This is a genomic window from Pseudoxanthomonas sp. 3HH-4, from assembly GCF_006716465.1.
GTDB lineage: Bacteria > Pseudomonadota > Gammaproteobacteria > Xanthomonadales > Xanthomonadaceae > Pseudoxanthomonas_A.
Map to the genome: position 1 here is coordinate 215,797 of NZ_VFPB01000006.1, position 20,205 is coordinate 236,001.

The 20,205-nt window shown below is 67.7% G+C and carries 10 protein-coding genes and 1 pseudogene; 10 read left to right on the forward strand and 1 reads right to left on the reverse strand.

All coding sequences use genetic code 11. The annotated features are described in order from the left end of the window. Nucleotides 1-4 precede the first annotated feature (4 nt). On the reverse strand, nucleotides 5-745 hold the full coding sequence (locus FB548_RS17605; RefSeq protein WP_142126101.1) for an SDR family oxidoreductase: 741 nt from the start codon (nucleotides 743-745) through the stop codon (nucleotides 5-7). Nucleotides 746-1,036: 291 nt separating this feature from the next. Between FB548_RS17605 and FB548_RS17610 the strand changes: the two genes are divergently transcribed. The 10 genes and pseudogenes from FB548_RS17610 to FB548_RS17655 all read left to right on the forward strand — a co-directional run. Next, nucleotides 1,037-2,038 (forward strand): LysR family transcriptional regulator, encoded by a 1,002-nt coding sequence (locus tag FB548_RS17610; protein ID WP_142126102.1) that lies wholly within the window; start codon nucleotides 1,037-1,039, stop codon nucleotides 2,036-2,038. 296 nt (nucleotides 2,039-2,334) lie between these two features. Continuing rightward, complete coding sequence (locus FB548_RS17615; protein WP_255470614.1) at nucleotides 2,335-5,283, forward strand: TonB-dependent receptor; 2,949 nt, start codon at nucleotides 2,335-2,337, stop codon at nucleotides 5,281-5,283. Nucleotides 5,284-5,402: 119 nt separating this feature from the next. Continuing rightward, on the forward strand, nucleotides 5,403-7,601 hold the full coding sequence (locus tag FB548_RS17620; protein WP_185742160.1) for a sialidase family protein: 2,199 nt from the start codon (nucleotides 5,403-5,405) through the stop codon (nucleotides 7,599-7,601). Continuing rightward, nucleotides 7,598-9,496, forward strand: coding sequence for a glycoside hydrolase family 2 TIM barrel-domain containing protein (locus tag FB548_RS17625; RefSeq protein ID WP_142126103.1), 1,899 nt, complete (start codon nucleotides 7,598-7,600; stop codon nucleotides 9,494-9,496). The genes FB548_RS17620 and FB548_RS17625 overlap by 4 nt, the downstream gene beginning before the upstream one ends. A 26-nt stretch (nucleotides 9,497-9,522) precedes the next feature. Beyond that, on the forward strand, nucleotides 9,523-11,427 hold the full coding sequence (locus FB548_RS17630) for a sialate O-acetylesterase (protein ID WP_142126125.1): 1,905 nt from the start codon (nucleotides 9,523-9,525) through the stop codon (nucleotides 11,425-11,427). Between the two features lie 16 nt (nucleotides 11,428-11,443). Next, nucleotides 11,444-13,120: a DUF5597 domain-containing protein gene (locus FB548_RS17635; RefSeq protein ID WP_142126104.1), complete on the forward strand. Its 1,677-nt coding sequence runs from the start codon at nucleotides 11,444-11,446 to the stop codon at nucleotides 13,118-13,120. Nucleotides 13,121-13,188: 68 nt separating this feature from the next. Continuing rightward, nucleotides 13,189-16,035, forward strand: a complete 2,847-nt coding sequence (locus FB548_RS17640) for a TIM-barrel domain-containing protein (RefSeq protein ID WP_142126105.1) — start codon at nucleotides 13,189-13,191, stop codon at nucleotides 16,033-16,035. Nucleotides 16,036-16,120: 85 nt separating this feature from the next. Further along, nucleotides 16,121-18,502, forward strand: a complete 2,382-nt coding sequence (locus tag FB548_RS17645; RefSeq protein ID WP_142126126.1) for a glycoside hydrolase family 95 protein — start codon at nucleotides 16,121-16,123, stop codon at nucleotides 18,500-18,502. Between the two features lie 13 nt (nucleotides 18,503-18,515). After that, on the forward strand, nucleotides 18,516-20,009 hold the full coding sequence (gene xylB, locus FB548_RS17650) for a xylulokinase (RefSeq protein ID WP_142126106.1): 1,494 nt from the start codon (nucleotides 18,516-18,518) through the stop codon (nucleotides 20,007-20,009). A gap of 41 nt (nucleotides 20,010-20,050) precedes the next feature. After that, nucleotides 20,051-20,205, forward strand: a pseudogene (locus FB548_RS17655) (xylose isomerase); the annotation flags it as partial.

Here is a 20,205-nt window from a genome sequence, read left to right on the forward strand (position 1 = left end):
GCGCTCAGTCGTGGTAGACCTGCGAACGGCCGCCATCGATGGCAATGTCGGTGGCGTTGATGAAGCGGGCTTCATCGCTGGCGAGGAACAACGCGGTATAGGCCACTTCCTCCGGCGTGCCGATGCGTTGCGGAGGCAGCAGCGCGGTCTGTTTCTCGCGCGTGCCGGGCTCGCGTTCGAACCAGGCTTCGATGCGCGGCACCAGGATCAGGCCGGGCGAGATCGAATTCACCCGGATGCCGCGCGCGGCGTACTCGATGCCGAGTGAACGGGTCAGGCCGATCAGGCCGTGCTTGGCCACCGGATACGGGAAGCAGCCGGCGATGATCTTGTGCCCGTGTACCGAGGCGATGTTGACGATGGAGCCGGCGCCCTGCGCCAGCATGGCCGGCAGCACCGCACGGCACAGGTGCCATGCGCCCTTGAGGTTCAGCGCCAGGCAGCGTTCCCAGTCTTCGTCCGACAGCGACAGCGGTTCGGAGAACACGTCGGCGCCGGCGTTGTTCACCAGCGCATCGATGCGGCCATGCCGATCGCGCACGGACTGCACGACGGCATCGACGGCGGCGGCATCAGTGATGTCGGCGAGGAGGTGGGTGACGCCCGCGTCGGTGGAGGTCGCCGGTTGCCGATCGAGCCCGATGACGGTGGCGCCCTCGCGGGCGAACAGGCGCGCGGTCGCCGCGCCGATGCCGCTGGCGGCGCCGGTGACGATGGCGATCTTGCCGGACAGTCGGGCGCTCACGGGCGCGCACCGGCGGGTGGCGTGGACGCGACGATGGCGCCGGCACGCGAGGTGCCGTCGGACTGCGATGTCGCCATGGGGCCCTCCTCCCGGCGTTGATCGGATGCGGGATCACCGTGCGGCGTGCCTGTGCCGGCCGTCCGTGGGTGCCCCCGTTGCGGGCGGCCCGATGTCCCGGCCAGCCCGCCCTTGAAGCGTGGCATAGCCTCGCGTGGGCATCTATGTACGACAAATGAAATTTTTGTCATAGGCTATTCCCAGTGCGAATAGGTCATTCGCCCGGAGGTTCCCATGGTCCAACCCACCACCGGCTGGTTCGGCGCCACCCGGCTCAAGACCCGACATCTCACCCTGCTGCTGCACCTGTACGAGCAGCGGTCGGTCCTGCGCGCCGCCGAGGCCGCCAACATGACCCAGCCCGCCGCGTCCAAGCTGCTGGCGGAAATGGAAAACCTGCTGGGCGTGCCGTTGTTCGACCGTCACGCACGCGGGGTGGAGCCGACCTGGTACGGGCAGGTGCTGATCCGCCGGGCGCGCTCCGCGCTGTCGGAGATCGGGCGCGCCCACGACGAGATCGCCGCGTTGCGCAGCGGGCGGATGGGCCAGGCGTCCATCGGCACGGTGGTGAACCCGGGGACCACCCTGGTTCCCCAGGCGGTTGCGGCGGTGAAGCGCGACTTCCCCGACATCCTCGTCAAGGTCGAGATGGACTACAGCCGGCCCCTGGTCGCCAAGCTGCTGGATGGGCAGCTGGACATCGTCATCGGTCGCATCATGGGCCCGGAAGGCGCGGGCGAGCTGGACTTCGAGCCGCTGGCGGACGAGCCGCACGCCGTCATCGTGCGCGCCGGGCATCCGCTCACCCGGCGCCCGCGCATCACCCATGCCGACCTGGTCGACTACGGCTGGATCATGCCGCCGGCCGCCAGCGTGCTGCGCTCGCGGCTGGATGCGGTGTTCCTGGAGCACGGCCAGCCGCCGCCGCAGAACATCGTGGAAACCGCCTCGCTGCCGGTGATCATCCACCTGCTGCGCCACAGCGACATGCTCACCGCGCTGCCGGCCGAATCCGTGGGCCCGTACCTGCAGACCGGTCAGATGTGCGTGCTGCCGATCGAGCTGGGGGTGCGCATGGAGTTCTTCGGCATCGTGCGCCGCCGCGACCAGTTGCTGTCGCCAGGCGCCGAACGCGTACTGGAGGCGCTGCGGGCAACCGCCCGCCGGCTGTATGCCGAACCGGAACCGCCGCGTCCTGCGGGTGCACCGCCGCCGGGTGAGGGTTCCCCGGGCTGAGCCGGGCCAGCTATTCGGGTTTGATATAGCTGGCGATCAATATTTCATTGGTACGGCATGTCAGCGCCGCCTATGCTCGCGCCGCAGTCACAAAGAGCGGTCCCACGGCCGCCGGTTGATTGTCCGGGTCGGGCCAGCTGGTTTTCACCGCCCTGACATCCGCCACGGATGGATCCGCACCACCGACGGCCGCAGCCGCAGCCGCCACATGCTTCATCCGGCCGAAAGACGCGAAGACGTCCGCGGATCGGGACCACAACTCAATCGCTTGTCATGTGTCCTGGGAGGGAACATCCATGTCAACGCTCCAGCGCCGCCCTGCGGCGGCCTTCCGTGCCGTCCGCTCCGATGGCCGCAAGCTGCAACCCACCGTCCTCGCGCTGGGCATCGCCATGATGCTGGCCGCGCCTGCGTATGCGCAGGACACCGCGCCCGCCACGCAGCAGGAAGAGGCCGCTACCGAACTCGATGCCGTCGTCGTCACCGGCATCCGCGGCTCCGTCTACCGCGCGCAGGACATCAAGCGCGACGCCGACACCTTCGTCGACTCGGTCACCGCGCTCGACATCGGCGCCTTGCCCGACCGCAGCGTGACGGAAACGCTGTCGCGCATTCCTGGCGTGACCATCGACCGCTTCCTGACGGTCGGCGATCCGGAGCATTTCTCCGCCGAAGGCGGCGGCGTGCAGGTGCGCGGACTGACCCAGGTCCGTTCCGAGTTGAACGGTCGCGACAGCTTCTCCGCGTCCGGCGGCCGCGCGCTGAGTTTCCAGGACGTGCCCGCCGAGCTGATGGCCGGCGTCGACGTCTACAAGAACCAGAAGGCCGACATGATCGAGGGTGGTCTCGGCGGCAGCGTCGACCTGCGCACGTTCATGCCGTTCGACATCGAAGGCAGCCGCTTCGGCATGTCGTTCAGCGCCAACCGCGGTGATTTCGCCGAGCAGGTCAAGCCCGCGGGTTCCGTCCTCTTCAGCAACCGCTGGGACACCGACGCGGGCGAGTTCGGCATCCTGGTCAACCTGGCCCATTCCGAGCTGGCGACACGCACCGATGGCATGTTCGTGCGGCCATTCTTCAACACGGCCAACTCGGACCTCGACAACGACGGCACCAACGAGAACCTGTGGCTGCCCCGCGGCGCCGACTGGCGCACGCTGGAGTACGAGCGCGAGCGCCAGGGCGCCTACGTCGCCCTGCAGTGGCGCCCCAGCGACACCCTGGAGCTGTTCGCCACTGCCTTCCAGAGCCGATACGACGAGCTGTGGTACGAAGACGCGATCTTCGTTTCCAACGATCCGCTACAGGTGCGCGTCGATGCCAGCGAGCCCTACGAATTCGACGGCAACGTGTTCGTTTCGGGCCGGCTGCGTTCGAACGGCGACATCCCGATGGGCACGGACATCCGCGCCTCGCACCGCAAGTCCGACACCACCGACTACTCGTTCGGCCTGAAGTGGCTGTTCAGCGACCGCACCGAGTTCTCCACCGACCTGCAGTACATCAAGGCGAACACCGAGGCGCTGGATTCCACCGTATCGCTGGGCCTCAACGTGCCGTACATCGACATCGACCTGGGCCATGGCGTGCCTCGGATCGGCGTCGACAACCAGTTCACCGCCAACCCCGCGAACTACTACTGGGGGTTCACGATGGACCACCAGGACGACAACACCGCCGACGAAGTCGCCTGGCGCGCAGACCTGAAGCACAGCTTCGACAGCAATGTTTTCGATTCGGTGAAATTCGGCGTACGCGTCACCGACCGCGATGCGCACAGCATCGACACCGGCTACGACTGGCAGCCGGTGTTCCAGCCGTGGATGCAGGGATGGGCGTTGCCCGGCGGCGCGTTGCCGGGGCTCGACCTCAATGGCACGGTCAATTCCAGCCTGACCAACCTGATCACCTTCGACAATTTCTATCGCGGCGGCGCGTCCACGCCGGGATCGTTCTACTCGCCGGTGCTGGCCACCGCGCTGGGCTTCCCGAACAGCTACCTCGACATCCACGGCGCAGCCACTCCGTACTACACCTGCTGCTACGGCCAGATCACACCACGCAACCTGTCCGATCCGCAGTGGGGCAACGTACAGAACGAGAAGACCTACGCGGCCTATGCGATGCTGAACTTCGCGATGGACGAAGCGCGCATCGACGGCAACGTCGGCGTGCGCGTGGTGCGCACCGAAAACAGCGCCGAGGGCTACCTGGTGTATCCGAACAACGCGTTCGCGCCGTACCTCGGCACGGGTCAGTCGGAGCCGATTTCCGCGGAGAACTCGTACACCGACGTGCTGCCCAGCGCGAACGTGAAGTGGGAGCCGAAGGAGAACTGGCTCGTCCGCTTCGCCGCGTCCAAGGCCATCGCGCGTCCGGCCTTCAGCGACATGCAGGCCTACCAGGTGCTCAGCGTGGCCGTCCGCGACGGCGTCAATCCGGAGCCGGGCGACCAACTCGGCCCGGAGGACCTGGAGCTCACCGGCAGCTCCACCGACAACCCGTACTTGAAGCCGATGGAGGCCAACCAGTTCGATCTGTCGCTGGAGTGGTACTTTGCACCGGATAGCGGCGGCATGGCCTGGGTGAACTTCTTCTACAAGGACATCAAGGACTATTTCCGCCAACAGACGGAGCTGGTCGCCTACCCGGGCATCGACGGCAACGACTACGACTATCGCGTGTCCCGCCTGGTGAACGTCGGCAAGGCGAAGATCCAGGGCGCCGAGATCGGCTGGAACCAGTTCTTCGACTTCCTGCCGGCGCCGTTCGATGGTCTGGGCATGTCGGCGAACTACACCTACATCGACAGCTCGACGAGCATCCCGGCCGCCTCCAACGCGGTACCCGTCGACACCGACGGATCGCTGTTCGGCGACCTGCCGGCCGATGGACTGTCGAAGAATTCGTACAACGTCGCGGCGTTCTACGAGAAGGGCCCGTGGCAGATCCGCCTGGCCTACAACTGGCGCAGCGAGTACCTGCTGTCGATCGGCCCGAACGGTTACAACGGCGGCGACGGCGGCATCCCGTGGAAGCTGCCGGTGTACAGCGACAGCTTCGGCCAGCTCGACGGATCGATTTTCTATCGTTTCTCCGACAATGTGCAGTTCGGCCTCGAGATGAACAACCTCAACAACGCCGAGCAGCGCACGCTGATGGACCAGAACGGTGCCGGCAAGCGCATCACGTCCTGGTACGTCAACGACCGCCGCTACGCCGCGACACTCCGCTTCACGTTCTGATACAGCCCCTTGGAACGGCCGGTACGCCGGCCGTTCCTTCGATGGACCGGCGCACGCTTCGTGCCGCGCCCGAGGTGTGCTTCCTGCCGGCGCACCGCTGTTCCCCGACAGGAGATTCCGTGCACACGCTTCGCCTGACCCTCGCGCTGTTCGTTTTCCTGCTGGTGCCCGGCGCGGCGGCGAAGGATGACGTGACCAGCTACCGCTGGCGCAACGTCGCCATCGGCGGCGGCGGCTTCGTCAGCGGCCTGGTCTTCCATCCGCATGAGAAGGGGCTGCTGTACGCCCGTACCGATATCGGCGGCGCGTACCGCTGGCAGCCGCGCGAACAACGCTGGCAGCCGTTGATGGACTGGATGGGGCACGAGGACAGCGGCCGCTTCGGCGTGGAGAGCATGGCGCTGGACCCGTCCGATCCCGATCGCCTGTACCTGGCGGTCGGCACTTATCTGCATGAGCGTGGACAGGACGGCGCGATCCTGCGCTCGACTGATCGCGGGGCGACGTTCCGGCGGACGACGCTACCATTCAAGTTCGGCGGCAACGAACAGGGTCGCGGCAACGGCGAGCGGCTCGCGGTGGATCCGAACGATGGGCGCGTGCTGCTGTTCGGCACACGTGCCAACGGCTTGTGGCGGAGCGACGATGCCGGCGCGACATGGCGCGAGGCCGCAGGTTTTCCCGCCATCGCCAAGGCGCAGTCGGCCTGGGCGATGGGCTGGCGCGAGTTGCGCCCGGTGGGCATCGCCTTCGTCGTGTTCGATCCGGCCGATGGTGCGATAGGCACACCGACCAGAACGATCTATGCGGGCGTTTCGACGAACGAGACCAGCCTCTACCGCTCACGCGACGGCGGTGCCACATGGCACCCCGTGCCCGGGCAGCCGGTGGGGCTGCGCCCCAGCCACATGGTGCGCGATGGACGCGGGCGCTGGCTGCTCAGCTACGGTGACGAGCCCGGCCCCAACAACATGGCCGATGGCGCCGTGTGGCGTTTCGATCCCGCTGGCGACCGCTGGGAAGACATCACGCCGGTACGGCGCGTCGCCAGCGAGGGCGGCTTCGGTTGGGGCGCGGTCGCAGTGCAGGCCGACAATCCGGACGTGATCATCGCCACCACGTTCCGACGCTACCAGCCGCACGATGACCTCTATCGCAGCGTCGATGGCGGCCGCACATGGACGGCCACGCTGCCGCGCTCCCGCTTCGATCATTCGTCCGCGCCGTGGACCGCGGATGCGAAGCCGCACTGGATGGCCGACATCGAGATCGATCCGCACGATCCCGACCGCATCCTGTTCGTCACCGGCTACGGCGTGTGGGCGTCGACCAATGCGCGTGCATTCGACCAGGGCGCCGACATGCAGTGGCGCTTCGAGCAGGCGGGCTTCGAGGAAACCGTGCCGCTGGCGCTGGCCAGTCCGCCGCAGGGCGCACATCTGGTCAGCGGCCTGGGCGATGTGGACGGCTTCGTGCATGACACGCTCGATGTGTCGCAGCAGCGCTTTGCCGGCGTTCGCTTCTCCAACACCGAAAGCCTGGCCTTCGCCGGACAGATGCCGCAGGTGATGGTACGCACGGGCTATTTCCACAACCGGCCGGAAGGCGCGGTGCGTGGCGCATGGTCGAACGACGGCGGGCGCACCTGGACCGCCTTCGCGAGCGAGCCGCCGGATGGCGAAGGCGCAGGGAAGATCACGCTGGCGGCCGACGGCAAGCGCGCCATCTGGCATCCCCGCAACGGCGAACACCACTGGATCACCGCCGACATGGGCGGTCGCTGGCAGCAGGTGAAAGGCCTGCCGAAGACGGCGGTGGTGGAAGCCGACCGCGTCGATGAAGGCATCTATTACGGCTTCGATGCGATCAGCGGCAAGCTGTATGTCAGCGGCAACGGCGGCGTTGCATTCGAGGAAGTCCGCGCGCCGGTGGGCGAAATCGGCGACTGGTACCGGGCCGAGATCCGGCCGCATCCGCAACGTGCCGGCGAAGCGTGGATCGCGTCGTCCTGGCGCGGGCTGCTGCATCTTTCCCCCGGCAAGCTGTCACGCGTGCCGGGCGTGGACAACGTGATGTCGGTGGGCCTGGGCAAGCCGGCGAAGGACGGCGATGCGCCGGTGCTGTTCGTGTTCGGCGAAGTGGGGGGGCAGCGCGGCCTGTATCGCTCCGGCGACGACGGCCGGCACTGGCAGCGGATCGATACCGACGCACTGCGGTTTGGCGGCATCATCCGTCACGTGACAGGCGATCCCCGCCTGCATGGCCGCGTCTACTTCGGCACCGAAGGACGCGGCATCTGGTACGGAGATCCGCTGTGAGGCTGGCGGTGTCCGCCAGCGTGCTGCTGGCCGCGGGGCTGGGCATCGGCGCGGCAGCCGCGGCGCAGGACGGCTATCGCCCCCTGCCGTCCGCCGGTGCGCCGGTGCTGGATGCCCTGCCGGCGGAGCCGGGGGCGCAGGGCGACATGCCGTCGCTGATCGCCAACGTGGCCGGGCGTCAGACCCACTCGCTGGATGGACGCTGGCAGGCCATGGTGGATGCCTACGGTGCGGGCATGGGCGACTGGAAAGCCGCGTGGCGCGACCGCACGCCAACCCGACGCGATGAGTTCCTCGAATACGGGTTCGATGATGCGGTGACGCTGCAGGTACCCGGCGATTTCAATACCCAGCAGCCGGCGCTGCACTGGCTGGAGGGATCGGTCTGGTACCGCAAGCAGTTCGACTTCGATGCCAAACGGTTGCGGCGCGATGGGCGCCGCGTCTTCGTGCATTTCGGTGCCGCCAACTACCGCACCGACGTGTTCCTCAACGGCGAACCCATTGGCAGCCACGAGGGCGGATTCACGCCGTTCCAGTTCGAACTCACCGGCAAGCTGAAGCAGGGTGGGAACAGGTTGCTGGTGCATGTCGACAACCGGCGCCGCCGCGATGCGGTGCCCGCGATGGGGGTCGACTGGTTCAACTACGGCGGCCTGACCCGCAGCGTGCGGCTGGTGGAAGTGCCTGCGCGCCACATCCGCGACTATCACCTGCAACTCTCGCCCGATGACACCCAGCAGGTCAGCGGCTGGGTGTGGCTAGCACCGGCGCGTGCCGACGTGCCGGTGAAGGTCGAGGTGCCGGAACTGGGCGTGTCGTTCGACGCGCGCACCGGTGCCGATGGTCGCGCCGCGGTGTCGTTCCGAGCGCCCTTGCAATTGTGGTCGCCGGAGCGGTCCAGGCTGTACCGTGTGCGCGTGTCCGGGGCCGGCGACACGGTGGAGGACGAGATTGGATTTCGCAGCATCGCGGTGCAGGGCGAGAGGATCCTGCTCAACGGCGAGCCCGTGCAGCTGCGCGGCGTCAACCTGCACGAGGAGATCGACGGACGGCGCGCGACATCGGAGGACGACTACCGGCGCCTGCTGGAGCAGGCGAAGGCGCTGGGCGCCAACTTCGTGCGCACCGCGCATTATCCGTTCGGCGAGACGTTCGTGCGCCTGGCCGACCGCATGGGCATCCTGCTGTGGGAAGAGATCCCGGTCTATCAGGGCATCGACTTCGCCAACGCCGGAACGCGCCAGCGGATGCAGCACATGCTGGCCGAGATGATCGGACGCGACCGCAACCGCGCTGCGGTGATCATGTGGGGCATCGCCAACGAGACTGCACCGGGCGATGCACGCAACGCCGCGCTGTCCGCGCTTGCCGCGCAGGCGCGTGTGCAGGACCCGACCCGCCTGGTCGCGGCGGCGTTCTACGGCCCCGGCTTCCACGGCGCACGGCTTGAAATGCGCGATCCATTGTTTCCGGCGCTGGACGTGATCGGCGCCAACATCTACTACGGCTGGTACGTGCCGTGGCCGGTGGCGCCGGAAGAGGTGGAATGGATCTCGCCGGGCAAGCCGCTGCTGGTCTCAGAGTTCGGCGCGGAAGCTCGCTACGGTCGCCATGGCGCGGCCGACCTGGCCAGCGACTGGAACGAGGAATTCCAGGCCGAGTTCTACCGCAGGCAGTTCCGCATGATCGAACGGCTGCCGTTCGTGCAGGGGACCTTGCCATGGGTGCTGGCGGATTTCCGTTCGCCGGTGCGCATGCACCCGCATCAACAGGGGTACAACCGCAAGGGGCTGCTATCGGAGAGCGGCGAGCGCAAACTCGCGTGGCACGTGGTGGCGGATTTCTATCGCTCGCGTGCGCCCATGCCCAACCTGGAAGGAGTCGCCCCGTGATCGTTACTGTTTCTTTCCGTGTCGGCATGCTGCTCGCCGGCTTGCTGGTGTGTGCATCCGCACACGCCGTCGAACTGCCGCGCGTTTTTGCCGATGGCATGGTGGTGCAGCGCGACCAGCCGGTGCAGGTCTGGGGCCAGGCGGCCGCGGGCGCGCGCGTCGTGGTGGCGTTCGCCGGCCGCGACGGTGCGGCGCAGGCCGATGCCAGTGGCCACTGGTCGCTGGAACTGCCCGCGCTGCCCGCCGGTGGACCGCACGTGATGCGTATCGACGATGGCACCGGCGCGCGCGTGCTGCAGGACGTACTGGTGGGCGACGTGTGGCTGGCCAGCGGGCAGTCGAACATGGAGTGGCCGATCGCGCAGTCGGCGGATCCGGAAGGGGAGATCGCGCGCGCGACCGATCCGCAGATCCGCCATTTCAAGATCCCCAAGTCCTGGGCCGGCACGCCGCAGGCGCAGCTCGCAGGTGGCGAATGGGTCGCCTCGTCGCCGCAGGCCGCAGGCAAGTTCTCGGCGGTGGCGCATTTCTTCGCGCGCGAACTGCGCAAGGTCACCGGCGTGCCGATCGGCATCATCGACAGCACCTGGGGTGGCAGCCGCATCGAAGCCTGGATGGACGCGCCATCGCAAGGTCTGGACGAAAAGGCGCTCGCCCAGCAGGCCAGCACGCTGCGCGCGCAGGACGAGCAGGCGCTGGCACGGACACACCGCAATCTCGCGCGCTGGCCGGATCTTCCCGCCGATGATGCAGGCTGGCAGTCCGCCGGGACCGACGCGTCCGCATGGACCACGATCAAGGTGCCTGCGCTGTGGGAAGCGGCAGGCTGGAACGGCATGGACGGCGTAGCGTGGTACCGCACCACGTTCACGCTGACCGCCGAAGAGGCCGCCGCCGGCGTGACGGTGGGCGTGGGCCGCATCGACGATTCCGACACCACCTGGGTCAATGGCACCCAGGTCGGCCAGACGCACATGCAGTACAACCTGCCGCGCCGTTACACTGTGCCGGCATCGGCCCTGCATGCGGGCGTCAATCACGTGGCCGTGCGCGTATCCGACTTCGGCGGCGGGGGCGGCATCCACGGCGACGCGGCCGAGGTCTTCGTGCAGCCGCAGGGCGCTGCGCCGCGCACGTTGGCGGACTGGTCGTTCCGGCCGTCCCGCGTCAGCGTCGCCCTGGTCGACGACAAGAACCAGCATCCCACCCTGCTGTACAACGCGATGATCCATCCGCTGCAGCCCTACGCGCTGCGCGGCGTGATCTGGTACCAGGGCGAATCGAACGCGAACACCGTGGCGGACGCACTGCACTACCGCCGGCAGTTCCCCGCGATGATCGAACAGTGGCGGGCGCAGTGGCGCATGCAGTGGGATGCGCCCAGCCTGCCGTTCCTGTGGGTGCAGCTGGCCAACTTCTCCTCCGGCACCGACAAGGGCGACGAGAGTCCCTGGGCTGTGTTGCGCGAGTCGCAGTCGATGACCTTGTGGATGCCGGGCACCGCGCAGGCGGTGGCGATCGATATCGGCAATCCCGACGACATCCATCCGCTCAACAAGCAGGACGTCGGCAAGCGCCTGGCGCTGGCCGCACGGCATGTGGCGTACGGCGAAGCCGTGGACTTCCATGGCCCGACGCCCCAGCACACCCGCTTCGAGGGCGGTGCTGCACATGTCGAGTTCGGCAGCGCGGGCGGCAGGCTGGCGGTGCGCGGTGGCGGCACGCGCGTGCACGGCTTCGCGCTCGCCGGCACGGACCAGGTCTTCCATCCGGCGGAGGCTTCGCTTGCGGAGGGACGCGTAGTGGTGCGCAGTGCGGCGGTCCCGCGCCCCGTCGCCGTGCGCTATGCGTGGTCTGACAACCCCGTCGACGCCGACCTGATCAATACCGAGCAGCTGCCGGCCTCGCCGTTCCGCAGCGACACCTGGTGAACCTGGAGTCTTGTTGATGATGCCTCGTCTGCTTCGTTCTTCCGCGCTTGCCGGCCTGCTGGTCGCCAGTGTGCTGCTCGCTGGCTGCGAGCGTGCCGGTGATGCGGCAAAGCGGACCGGCGACACTCCGGCCGGGGATGCGCACAACGGTGGCGAGGCCCCCATCCCGCAGATCGTCAGCAAGGACGGACGCCATGCGCTGATGGTCGACGGCGCCCCGTTCCTGATCCTGGGCGCGCAGGTCAACAACTCCAGCAACTGGCCGCAGGCACTGGACGATGTGTGGCCGGCGATCGACGTGGTCAAGCCGAACACGGTGATGGTGCCGGTGGCGTGGGAACAGGTCGAAGCGAAGGAGGGGACGTTCGACTTCTCCTTCGTCGACGTGCTGCTCAAGCAGGCGCGCGAAAAGAACGTGCGGCTGGTGCTGCTGTGGTTCGCGACGTGGAAGAACAACGGGCCTAACTACGCGCCGGCGTGGGTGAAGCTGGACAATGCGCGCTTCCCGCGCGTGATCACGGCGGATGGGCGCACGCTCAACTCGCTGTCGCCGCACGCACAGGCCACGCTGGACGCCGACCGCAAAGCCTTCGTCGCGCTGATGACGCACCTGAAGGCCGCGGATCCGCAGCGCACCGTCATCCTGGTGCAGCCGCAGAACGAGCCCGGCACCTATGGCAGCGTGCGCGACTTCTCGCCGCTGGCGCAGAAGGTGTTCGAGGGACCGGTGCCCGACGCCCTGCTGAAGAAACTGGGCAAGGCGCCGGGCACGTGGCGCGAGGTGTTCGGCACGGATGCGGACGAGGTCTTCCATGCTTGGCATATCGCGCACTACATCGACCAGGTGGCCGAGGCGGGCAAGGCGGTCTATCCGCTGCCGATGTACATCAACGCCGCGCTGCGCGGACCATTCAATCCCGGTCAGCCGGGCCAGTACGCCAGTGGTGGCCCGACCGACAACGTCCTGGATGTGTACAAGGCCGCGGCGCCACACATCGACCTGCTGACGCCCGACATCTACATGCCGGAGTACACGCACTACACCACGGTGCTGGACCGCTATGCGCGCGCGGACAATCCGCTGTTCGTCTCCGAGACCGGCAACCGCGAGGAGTACGCGCGCTACTTCTTCTCCGCACTGGGCGAGCAGGCCATCGGCTGGTCGCCGTTCGGCATCGACTACTCGCGCTATTCCAACTGGCCGCTCGGCGCCAAGCACATGGACGAGAAGACGCTGGCCACGTTCGCGATGAACTACGCGATGGTGACGCCGGCGGCTCGCGTCATCGCGCAGGCGAGCTTCGAGGGCAAGGTGCGTGGTACCGCCGAGCAGCCGGGGCAGGCGGTGCAGACGGTGAAGATCGATGACCGCTGGAACATGGTGGTGACGTATGGCGTGCCGCAGTTCTGGTTCCAGGGCGAGCCGCCCGGCAATCTGGAGCCCATCGGCCGCGCGCTGGTGGTGCAGCTGGGGCCGGACGAATTCCTGGTCACCGGCGCGCATGCGCGCATCAACATCCACGCCGCCGATCCGGCGCTGGCCGCGCGGCAGATCTACGACTACGTCGACGAGGGCACCTACGTCGATGGCAAGTGGGTGTTCCGCCGTCGCTGGAATGGCGACCAGACCGACTACGGCCTCAATTTCTCCAGCGTCCCGCAATTGCTGCGGGTGAAGCTGGCGACCTACTGAACGATCCACGGGCCGGTACCGCCGGTCCATGAACCGGGACGCCTGCGGGCGCCCACGAGGAGCAAGCGATGGGTTACTTGAAGACGTTGACGGTGCCGCTGCTGGCCCTGGCTGCAGCGGGCGCCAACGCCGCGGGCAACGAGGCCGTCGAGAAGATCGACCACGGCGTGATCGTGCGCCCCGCCGACGCGTCCGCCGCCGACGTGAAGGTGGAAGCGGTCGCGCCGGGCATCCTGCGCGTGATGGCCGATCCCGACGGCGACTTCGCCCGCACGCCCAGCCTGATGCGCGCGAAAACCGGTGCGCCGCCGGCGGTGAAGGTGGGCGAAGCCGGCGGGCAGGTGACGGTCAGCACGCAAGGCATTTCGGCGAAGGTCGATGCCCGCACGGGCCAGGTCAGTTTCTTCGACGCCGCCAGCAAGCCGCTGCTCGCCGAGCGCGCGCGCACCTTCTCTCCGGCAACGTTCGAGGGCAAGGACTACTACAGCATCCGCCAGCGCTTCGAGTCGCCGGATGACGAAGCCTTCTACGGCACCGGCCTGCACCAGCAGGGCTGGATGAACCTCAAGGGGCGCGATGTCGAGCTGCTCCAGCACAACATCGACAAGGCGATTCCCTACCTGGTCTCCACGCGCCACTACGGCATCCTGTGGGACAGCAACGCGATCACCCGCTATGGCGATCCGCGTGGCCTGCAGCCGCTGGGCACGTCGCTGGACCTGTTCGACGCGCAGGGTAAGCCGGGTGCGCTGACCGCGCGCTACACCGTCAACGGGAAGCAGGTGGTCGAGCGTCGCGAAAGCGAAGTGAACTACCAGTACATCAAGGACCTCGCGAACTTCCCCGCCGCAGGCAAGAACATGGCGCAGGGCGGACGCAGCGACGTGGTGTGGGAGGGCGAGATCGCCGCGCGCACCGATGGCCGGCATACGTTCTCGGTCTACAACAGCGAGTACGCCAAGCTGTACATCGACGGCAAGCTGGTCATCGACCGCTGGCGCCAGAACTGGAACCCGTGGCACCACGAGTTCGCGTTGGACATGAAGGCCGGGCAGCGGCACAAGGTGAAGCTGGTGTGGGACCGCATCGAACCGGCCTACATCGCGCTGCTGCACCGCGATCCGCTGCCCGCCGACGAAGCGAAAGACCTGTCGATCTGGTCCGAGGCCGCGCAGGCTATCGACTACTACGTCGTCGTCGGCGACGATGCCGACCAGGTGCTGGCCGGCTACCGCACGCTGACCGGCAAGGCCGTGCTGCTGCCGAAGTGGTCGTACGGCTTCTGGCAGAGCCGCGAGCGCTACAAGACCCAGGCGGAGCTGACCGGCGCGCTGGACGAATACCGCAAGCGCAAGCTGCCGATCGATGCCATCGTGCTCGACTGGTCGTACTGGCCCGAAGATGCCTGGGGTTCGCATGATTTCGATGCGAAGAACTTCCCGGATCCTGACGGCATGGTCGACCACGTCCACGACCAGCACGCGCAGATCATGATCTCGGTGTGGCCGAAGTTCTATCCGACCACGGCCAACTACAAGGAACTCGATGCCGCCGGCCACATGTACCACCGCAACGTGGAAGTGGGCGAGCTGGACTGGATCGGCAAGGGCTACCTCAACTCGTTCTATGACCCGTATTCGAAGGAGGCGCAGGACATCTTCTGGCGCCAGGTCAACGGCAAGCTCAACGCCAAAGGATTCGATGCGTGGTGGCTGGATGCCAGCGAGCCCGACCTGCACAGCAACATCGACATCGGCGAACGCAAGGCGCGCACCACGCCGACCTCGCTGGGTCCGTCGGTGGAGTTCTTCAACTCGTATCCGCTGGTGCATTCGGAAGGCGTCTACCGCGGTTCGCGCGAGCAGGATCCCGACAAACGCGTCTTCATCCTGTCGCGCGCGTTCTTCGCGGGCCAGCAGCGCGCCGGCGCGGCGTTCTGGAGCGGCGACATCGTGCCGCGCTGGGATGACCTGCGCGAGCAGATCTCCGGCCTCGTCAACGCCTCCATGGCCGGCGCGCCGAACGTAAGCTTCGACATCGGCGGCTTCTCCCCGGAACGGCGCTACGAAACCAAGGACCCGGCGCATCTGGCCGAGTGGCGCGAGCTGAGCCTGCGCTGGTTCCAGCACGGTGCGTTCGTGCCGATCTTCCGCCTGCACGGCCAGTTCCCGTACCGCGAAATCTGGGAGATCGCACCGGAAGGCACGCCGCACTACGACAGCTTCGTGCACTACCTGAAGCTGCGTTACACGCTGCTGCCTTACATCTACACGCTGGCCGGCGACACCTGGCACCAGGACGGCACGCTGCTGCGCACGCTGGCGATGGACTTCCCGTCCGACCCGAAGGTGCGCGACATCGCCGACCAATACCTGTTCGGCCCGGCGTTCCTGGTCGCGCCGGTGACGACGTTCAAGGCGACCACGCGCCAGGTCTACCTGCCGGCGGGCACCAGCTGGATCGATTTCGAGACCGGCAAGCGTTACGACGGCGGCCAGACCATCGACGCCGCCGCGCCGCTGCAGCGCATGCCGCTGTTCGTCCGCGCCGGGGCCATCGTGCCGCGCACGGTGGTGCAGCAGTACGTGGACGAGAAGCCCGATGCACCGCTGACCATCGAGGTCTACACCGGTGCCGATGGCTCGTTCTCGCTGTACGAGGACAACGGTCGCAGCTACGGCTACGAGCGCGGCGAATCCAGCCGCATTCCGCTGGCGTGGAACGAAAAGGCGGGTGAACTGCGCATCGGCGCGCGCGAAGGTCGCTATCCCGGCATGGTCGCCAACCGCGAGGTGCGGGTCCGTTTCATTGATGGTCCCCGCGCCGATGCCGGCACGCTGGAACCGGCGGCCGACGTCACCGTGCGTTACGACGGCAAGGCGCAGGCCGTGCGGTTTCCCCGCACTGCACGATGACAGCAGGGTGGTCGGGCGGCACCATGGAAACCGGTAGACAACACCTGTCCGGGAGGGCTGGATGATGCAGTCCCCGCGCCCGGGCATGTCGCCGGTCGCCGTCGACACCGGGCCACATGATCCCGGTCGCCGCACCCTGTTCAAGGGCGTGGCGGGCGGTGCACTGGTGGCGGGACTGCCCTGGGATGCCGCTGCGGCGCCGGCGGGCGCGACGACGGCGCAGGAGCTGCGCCTGTGGTATCGCCAGCCGGCGCGCGTCTGGGTGGAAGCATTGCCCGTCGGCAACGGCCGACTGGGCGCGATGGTGTTCGGCGGCGTGGCGCATGAGCGCCTGCAGCTCAACGAGGACACGCTGTACGCGGGCGGGCCGTATTCGGCGGTCAATCCGAAGGCGCGTGAGGGCCTGCCGTGGGTGCGCGAGCTGGTCTTCGCCGGTCGCTACGCCGAAGCTGCGGCACTGGCCGACGAAACCCTGATCTCGCGGCCGGTGAAACAGATGGCTTACCAGCCACTGGGCAACCTGTGGCTGCAGTTCGACCGCCTGGATGGGGTGGCCGACTACCGGCGCGAGCTGGATCTCGATGCCGCCGTCGCGCGCACCACGTTCCGTGTCGGCAACGGCGTGCACCGGCGCGAGGTGTTCGTCTCGCCGGTCGACCAGTGCATCGTCGTGCGCTACACCGTCGAAGGCGGCGACGCGATGATCGGCCGGATCCGCACCGGCAACGAACATGCGACGACGACGCGCGTTGTCGAGGGCGGCTGGCACGTCAGCGGCCGCAATGTCGGCAAGCATGGCATCGAAGGTCGCCTGCGCTTCGCGTTCCGCGTGCATGTCACGCACCGCGAAGGCCAGGTGCGGGTGGAGCAGGACCAGATCACCTTCGATGGCGTGCGCGAACTGGAACTGCGCATCGTCGCGGCGACCAGCCATGTGGCCTACGACGACATCAGTGGCGATCCCGACGCGATCACCGCCACGCAGCTGGCGCGGGTGAAGAACAAGGCGTTCGACGCCGTCCTGGCCGAGCATGTCGCCGAGCATCGCCGCCTGTTCCATCGTGTGCGCCTGGACCTGGGCCGCACCGCGGCCGCCGACCTGCCAACCGATGAGCGCATCGCGGCCTTCGCGCAGGGCGACGATCCCGCGATGGTGTCGCTGTACCACGCGTACGGACGCTACCTGTTGATCTGCAGCTCGCGGCCGGGCAGCCAGCCCGCCAACCTGCAGGGCATCTGGAACGACCTGATGGATCCGCCGTGGGAGAGCAAGTACACGGTCAACATCAATACCGAGATGAACTACTGGCCCGCCGAAGCGAACGGCCTGGGCGAGTGCGTCGAGCCGCTGCAGCGCATGCTGGAGGAACTGGCGAAGACCGGTGCCGGCGTCGCCCGCGACATGTACGGCGCCGGTGGCTGGATGCTCCACAACAACACCGACCTGTGGCGCGCGGCCACGCCGCCGGATGGCGCGCGCTGGGCGCTGTGGCCGACAGGAGGCGCCTGGTTGCTGCAGGCGCTGTGGGACCGCTGGGACTACGGCCGCGATACGGATTACCTGAAGCAGGTCTGGCCCCTGTTCAAGGGCGCCGCGCAGTTCTTCGTCGAGACGCTGCAGGACGATCCGCAGACCGGGCACAAGGTCACCGTACCGTCGCTGTCGCCGGAGAACGAACATCCTTTCGGCGCAGCGATTTGTGCAGGTCCGACGATGGATGCGCAGATCCTGCGCGATCTGTTCGGCCAGTGCATCGAGGCGGCGCGCGTGCTTGGCGTGGACGCCGATTTCGCCGCGCGCCTGGCCACGCTGAGCGCCCAGCTGCCGCCCAACCGGGTCGGCAAGGCCGGGCAGCTGCAGGAATGGCAGCAGGACTGGGACATGCAGGTGCCCGAGATCCACCACCGCCACGTCTCGCACCTGTACGGTCTGCATCCCAGCGCGCAGATCAACCGGCGCGACACGCCCGACCTCGCCCGTGCCGCGCAACGCACGCTGGAGATCCGTGGCGACGAGGCGACCGGCTGGGGCATCGCGTGGCGGTTGAATTTCTGGGCACGCCTGTGGGATGGCGAGCACAGCCTGAAGATCCTGCGCATGCTGCTGTCGCCGCAGCGTAGCTACCCGAACCTGTTCGATGCGCATCCACCGTTCCAGATCGACGGCAACTTCGGTGGCGCCGCCGGCATCGTCGAGATGCTGGTGCAGAGCTGGGGCGGATCGATCTTCCTGTTGCCTGCGCTGCCGTCGTCATGGCGCGACGGCGAACTCGAGAGCGTGCGCGTGCGCAATGCGGCGCGCCTGGATCTTTCATGGAAAGCAGGGCGACTCGCACGCGCCACGCTGCATTCGGACAAGGGCGGCCGCTACCAGCTGGTCCATGCAGGCCGCACGCTCGATCTTGAACTCGCCGCGGGCACCTCTGCCACGGTACGACTGCGCGACGGCGCGCTGGTGGAAGCATGAAGAAGGCATTCCCATGAGTCTGGTCGCCGGAATCGACGCAGGCACGCAGAGTCTGAAGGTGGTGGTCTACGACCCCGCCGCGCGCACCCTCGTGGCTATGGCCAGTGCAGCGCTGGAGCTCATCAGTGGCGACGATGGCAGCCGCGAGCAGCACCCGGCCGATTGGGTTGCGGCGATGCAGGCCTGCTTCGACCGCATCGATCCGGCCGTGCGTGCGCGCATCGTCGCGCTATCGGTCTCGGGCCAGCAGCACGGCTTCGTGCCGGTGGATGCGCGGGGCGAAGTACTCGCTCCCGCCAAGCTGTGGTGCGACACCAGCACCACGGCCCAGTGCGCGCAGATCATGGACGCGGTAGGCGGTTCGGCAGCGACGATCGCGCTTGCGGGCAACCCGATCCTGGCCGGCTACACCGCCTCGAAGCTGTCATGGACGAAGAAGCACCGCGCCGACGCCTACGCCCGGCTAGCGACGATCCTGCTGCCGCACGACTACCTCAACTTCGTGCTCACCGGGCAGCGCTTCTGCGAGTACGGCGATGCCTCCGGCACCGGCTGGCTCGATGTCCGCACGCGAACCTGGTCGGCCGAGCTGCTGCGTGCCACCGATGCGGACCGCGACTTGGGCGCCTGCCTGCCGCCGTTCGCCGCACCCGATGCGCTGTTCGACATCGATGCGTCGACTGCCGCGCGCCTGGGCGTGCCCGCGACGGCGAAGGTCGCCGTCGGCGGCGGCGACAACATGATGGCGGCCATCGGCACCGGCTGCATGGAAGAGGGCAGGCTGGCGATGAGCCTGGGCACCTCCGGCACGCTGTTCGCCTATTCCGACACCCCCGTGGTCGACCCGGACGGTGCCTGGGCCGCGTTCTGCTCCTCCACCGGCGGCTGGCTGCCGCTGATCTGCACGATGAACTGCACCGTGGCGACCGAACAGGTGGGCATGCTGTTCGGCTTCAGCACGCGTGACGGCGATGCCCACCTGCACGCCACGCCGCCCGGTGCGGATGGCCTGGTGATGCTGCCCTTCCTCAACGGCGAGCGCACGCCGGACCTGCCGCGCGGCAAGGGTGTGCTGGCCGGGATGGATACGACCAACATGACCCCGGCGCACGTCTACCGCGCCGCGATGGAAGGGGCGACCTACAGCCTGAAGTACGGCTTCGATGCCTTCGTCCGCGCCGGCATGCGCTTCGAGCGCATCGTGCTGACCGGTGGTGGCAGCAACAGCACGGCATGGCGCCAGCTGGTGGCCGATGTGTTCGGCCTGCCGGTCGATGTGCCCGTGCAGGCCGAGGGTGCGGCCTTCGGTGCGGCACTGCAGGCACTGTGGGCATGGGGCCGTTCGCGCGGCGAGACATCGTCCATCGCCGACATCGCACGCGCCCATGTCGCCACCGACCCGGCCTTGTCCGCCACCCCCGATCCCACCCGCGCGCAGGCCTATGCCGCGGCCTACCGCCGCTTCCTGCAGCACCTTGATGCCCTCACGCCGCTGCAGCGCGGCTGACATCCCCACGTACATCACGCACAACCACAGGACCCCGCATCATGAGCACCCAGCCCTTCATCGGCGCCCAGGAATACTTCCCCGGCATCGGCCGCATCCCCTTCGAAGGCCGTGGCTCGGACAACCCGCTGGCGTTCAAGGTCTACGACGCGCAGAAGACCATCGGCGGCAAGACCATGCAGGAGCACCTGCGCTT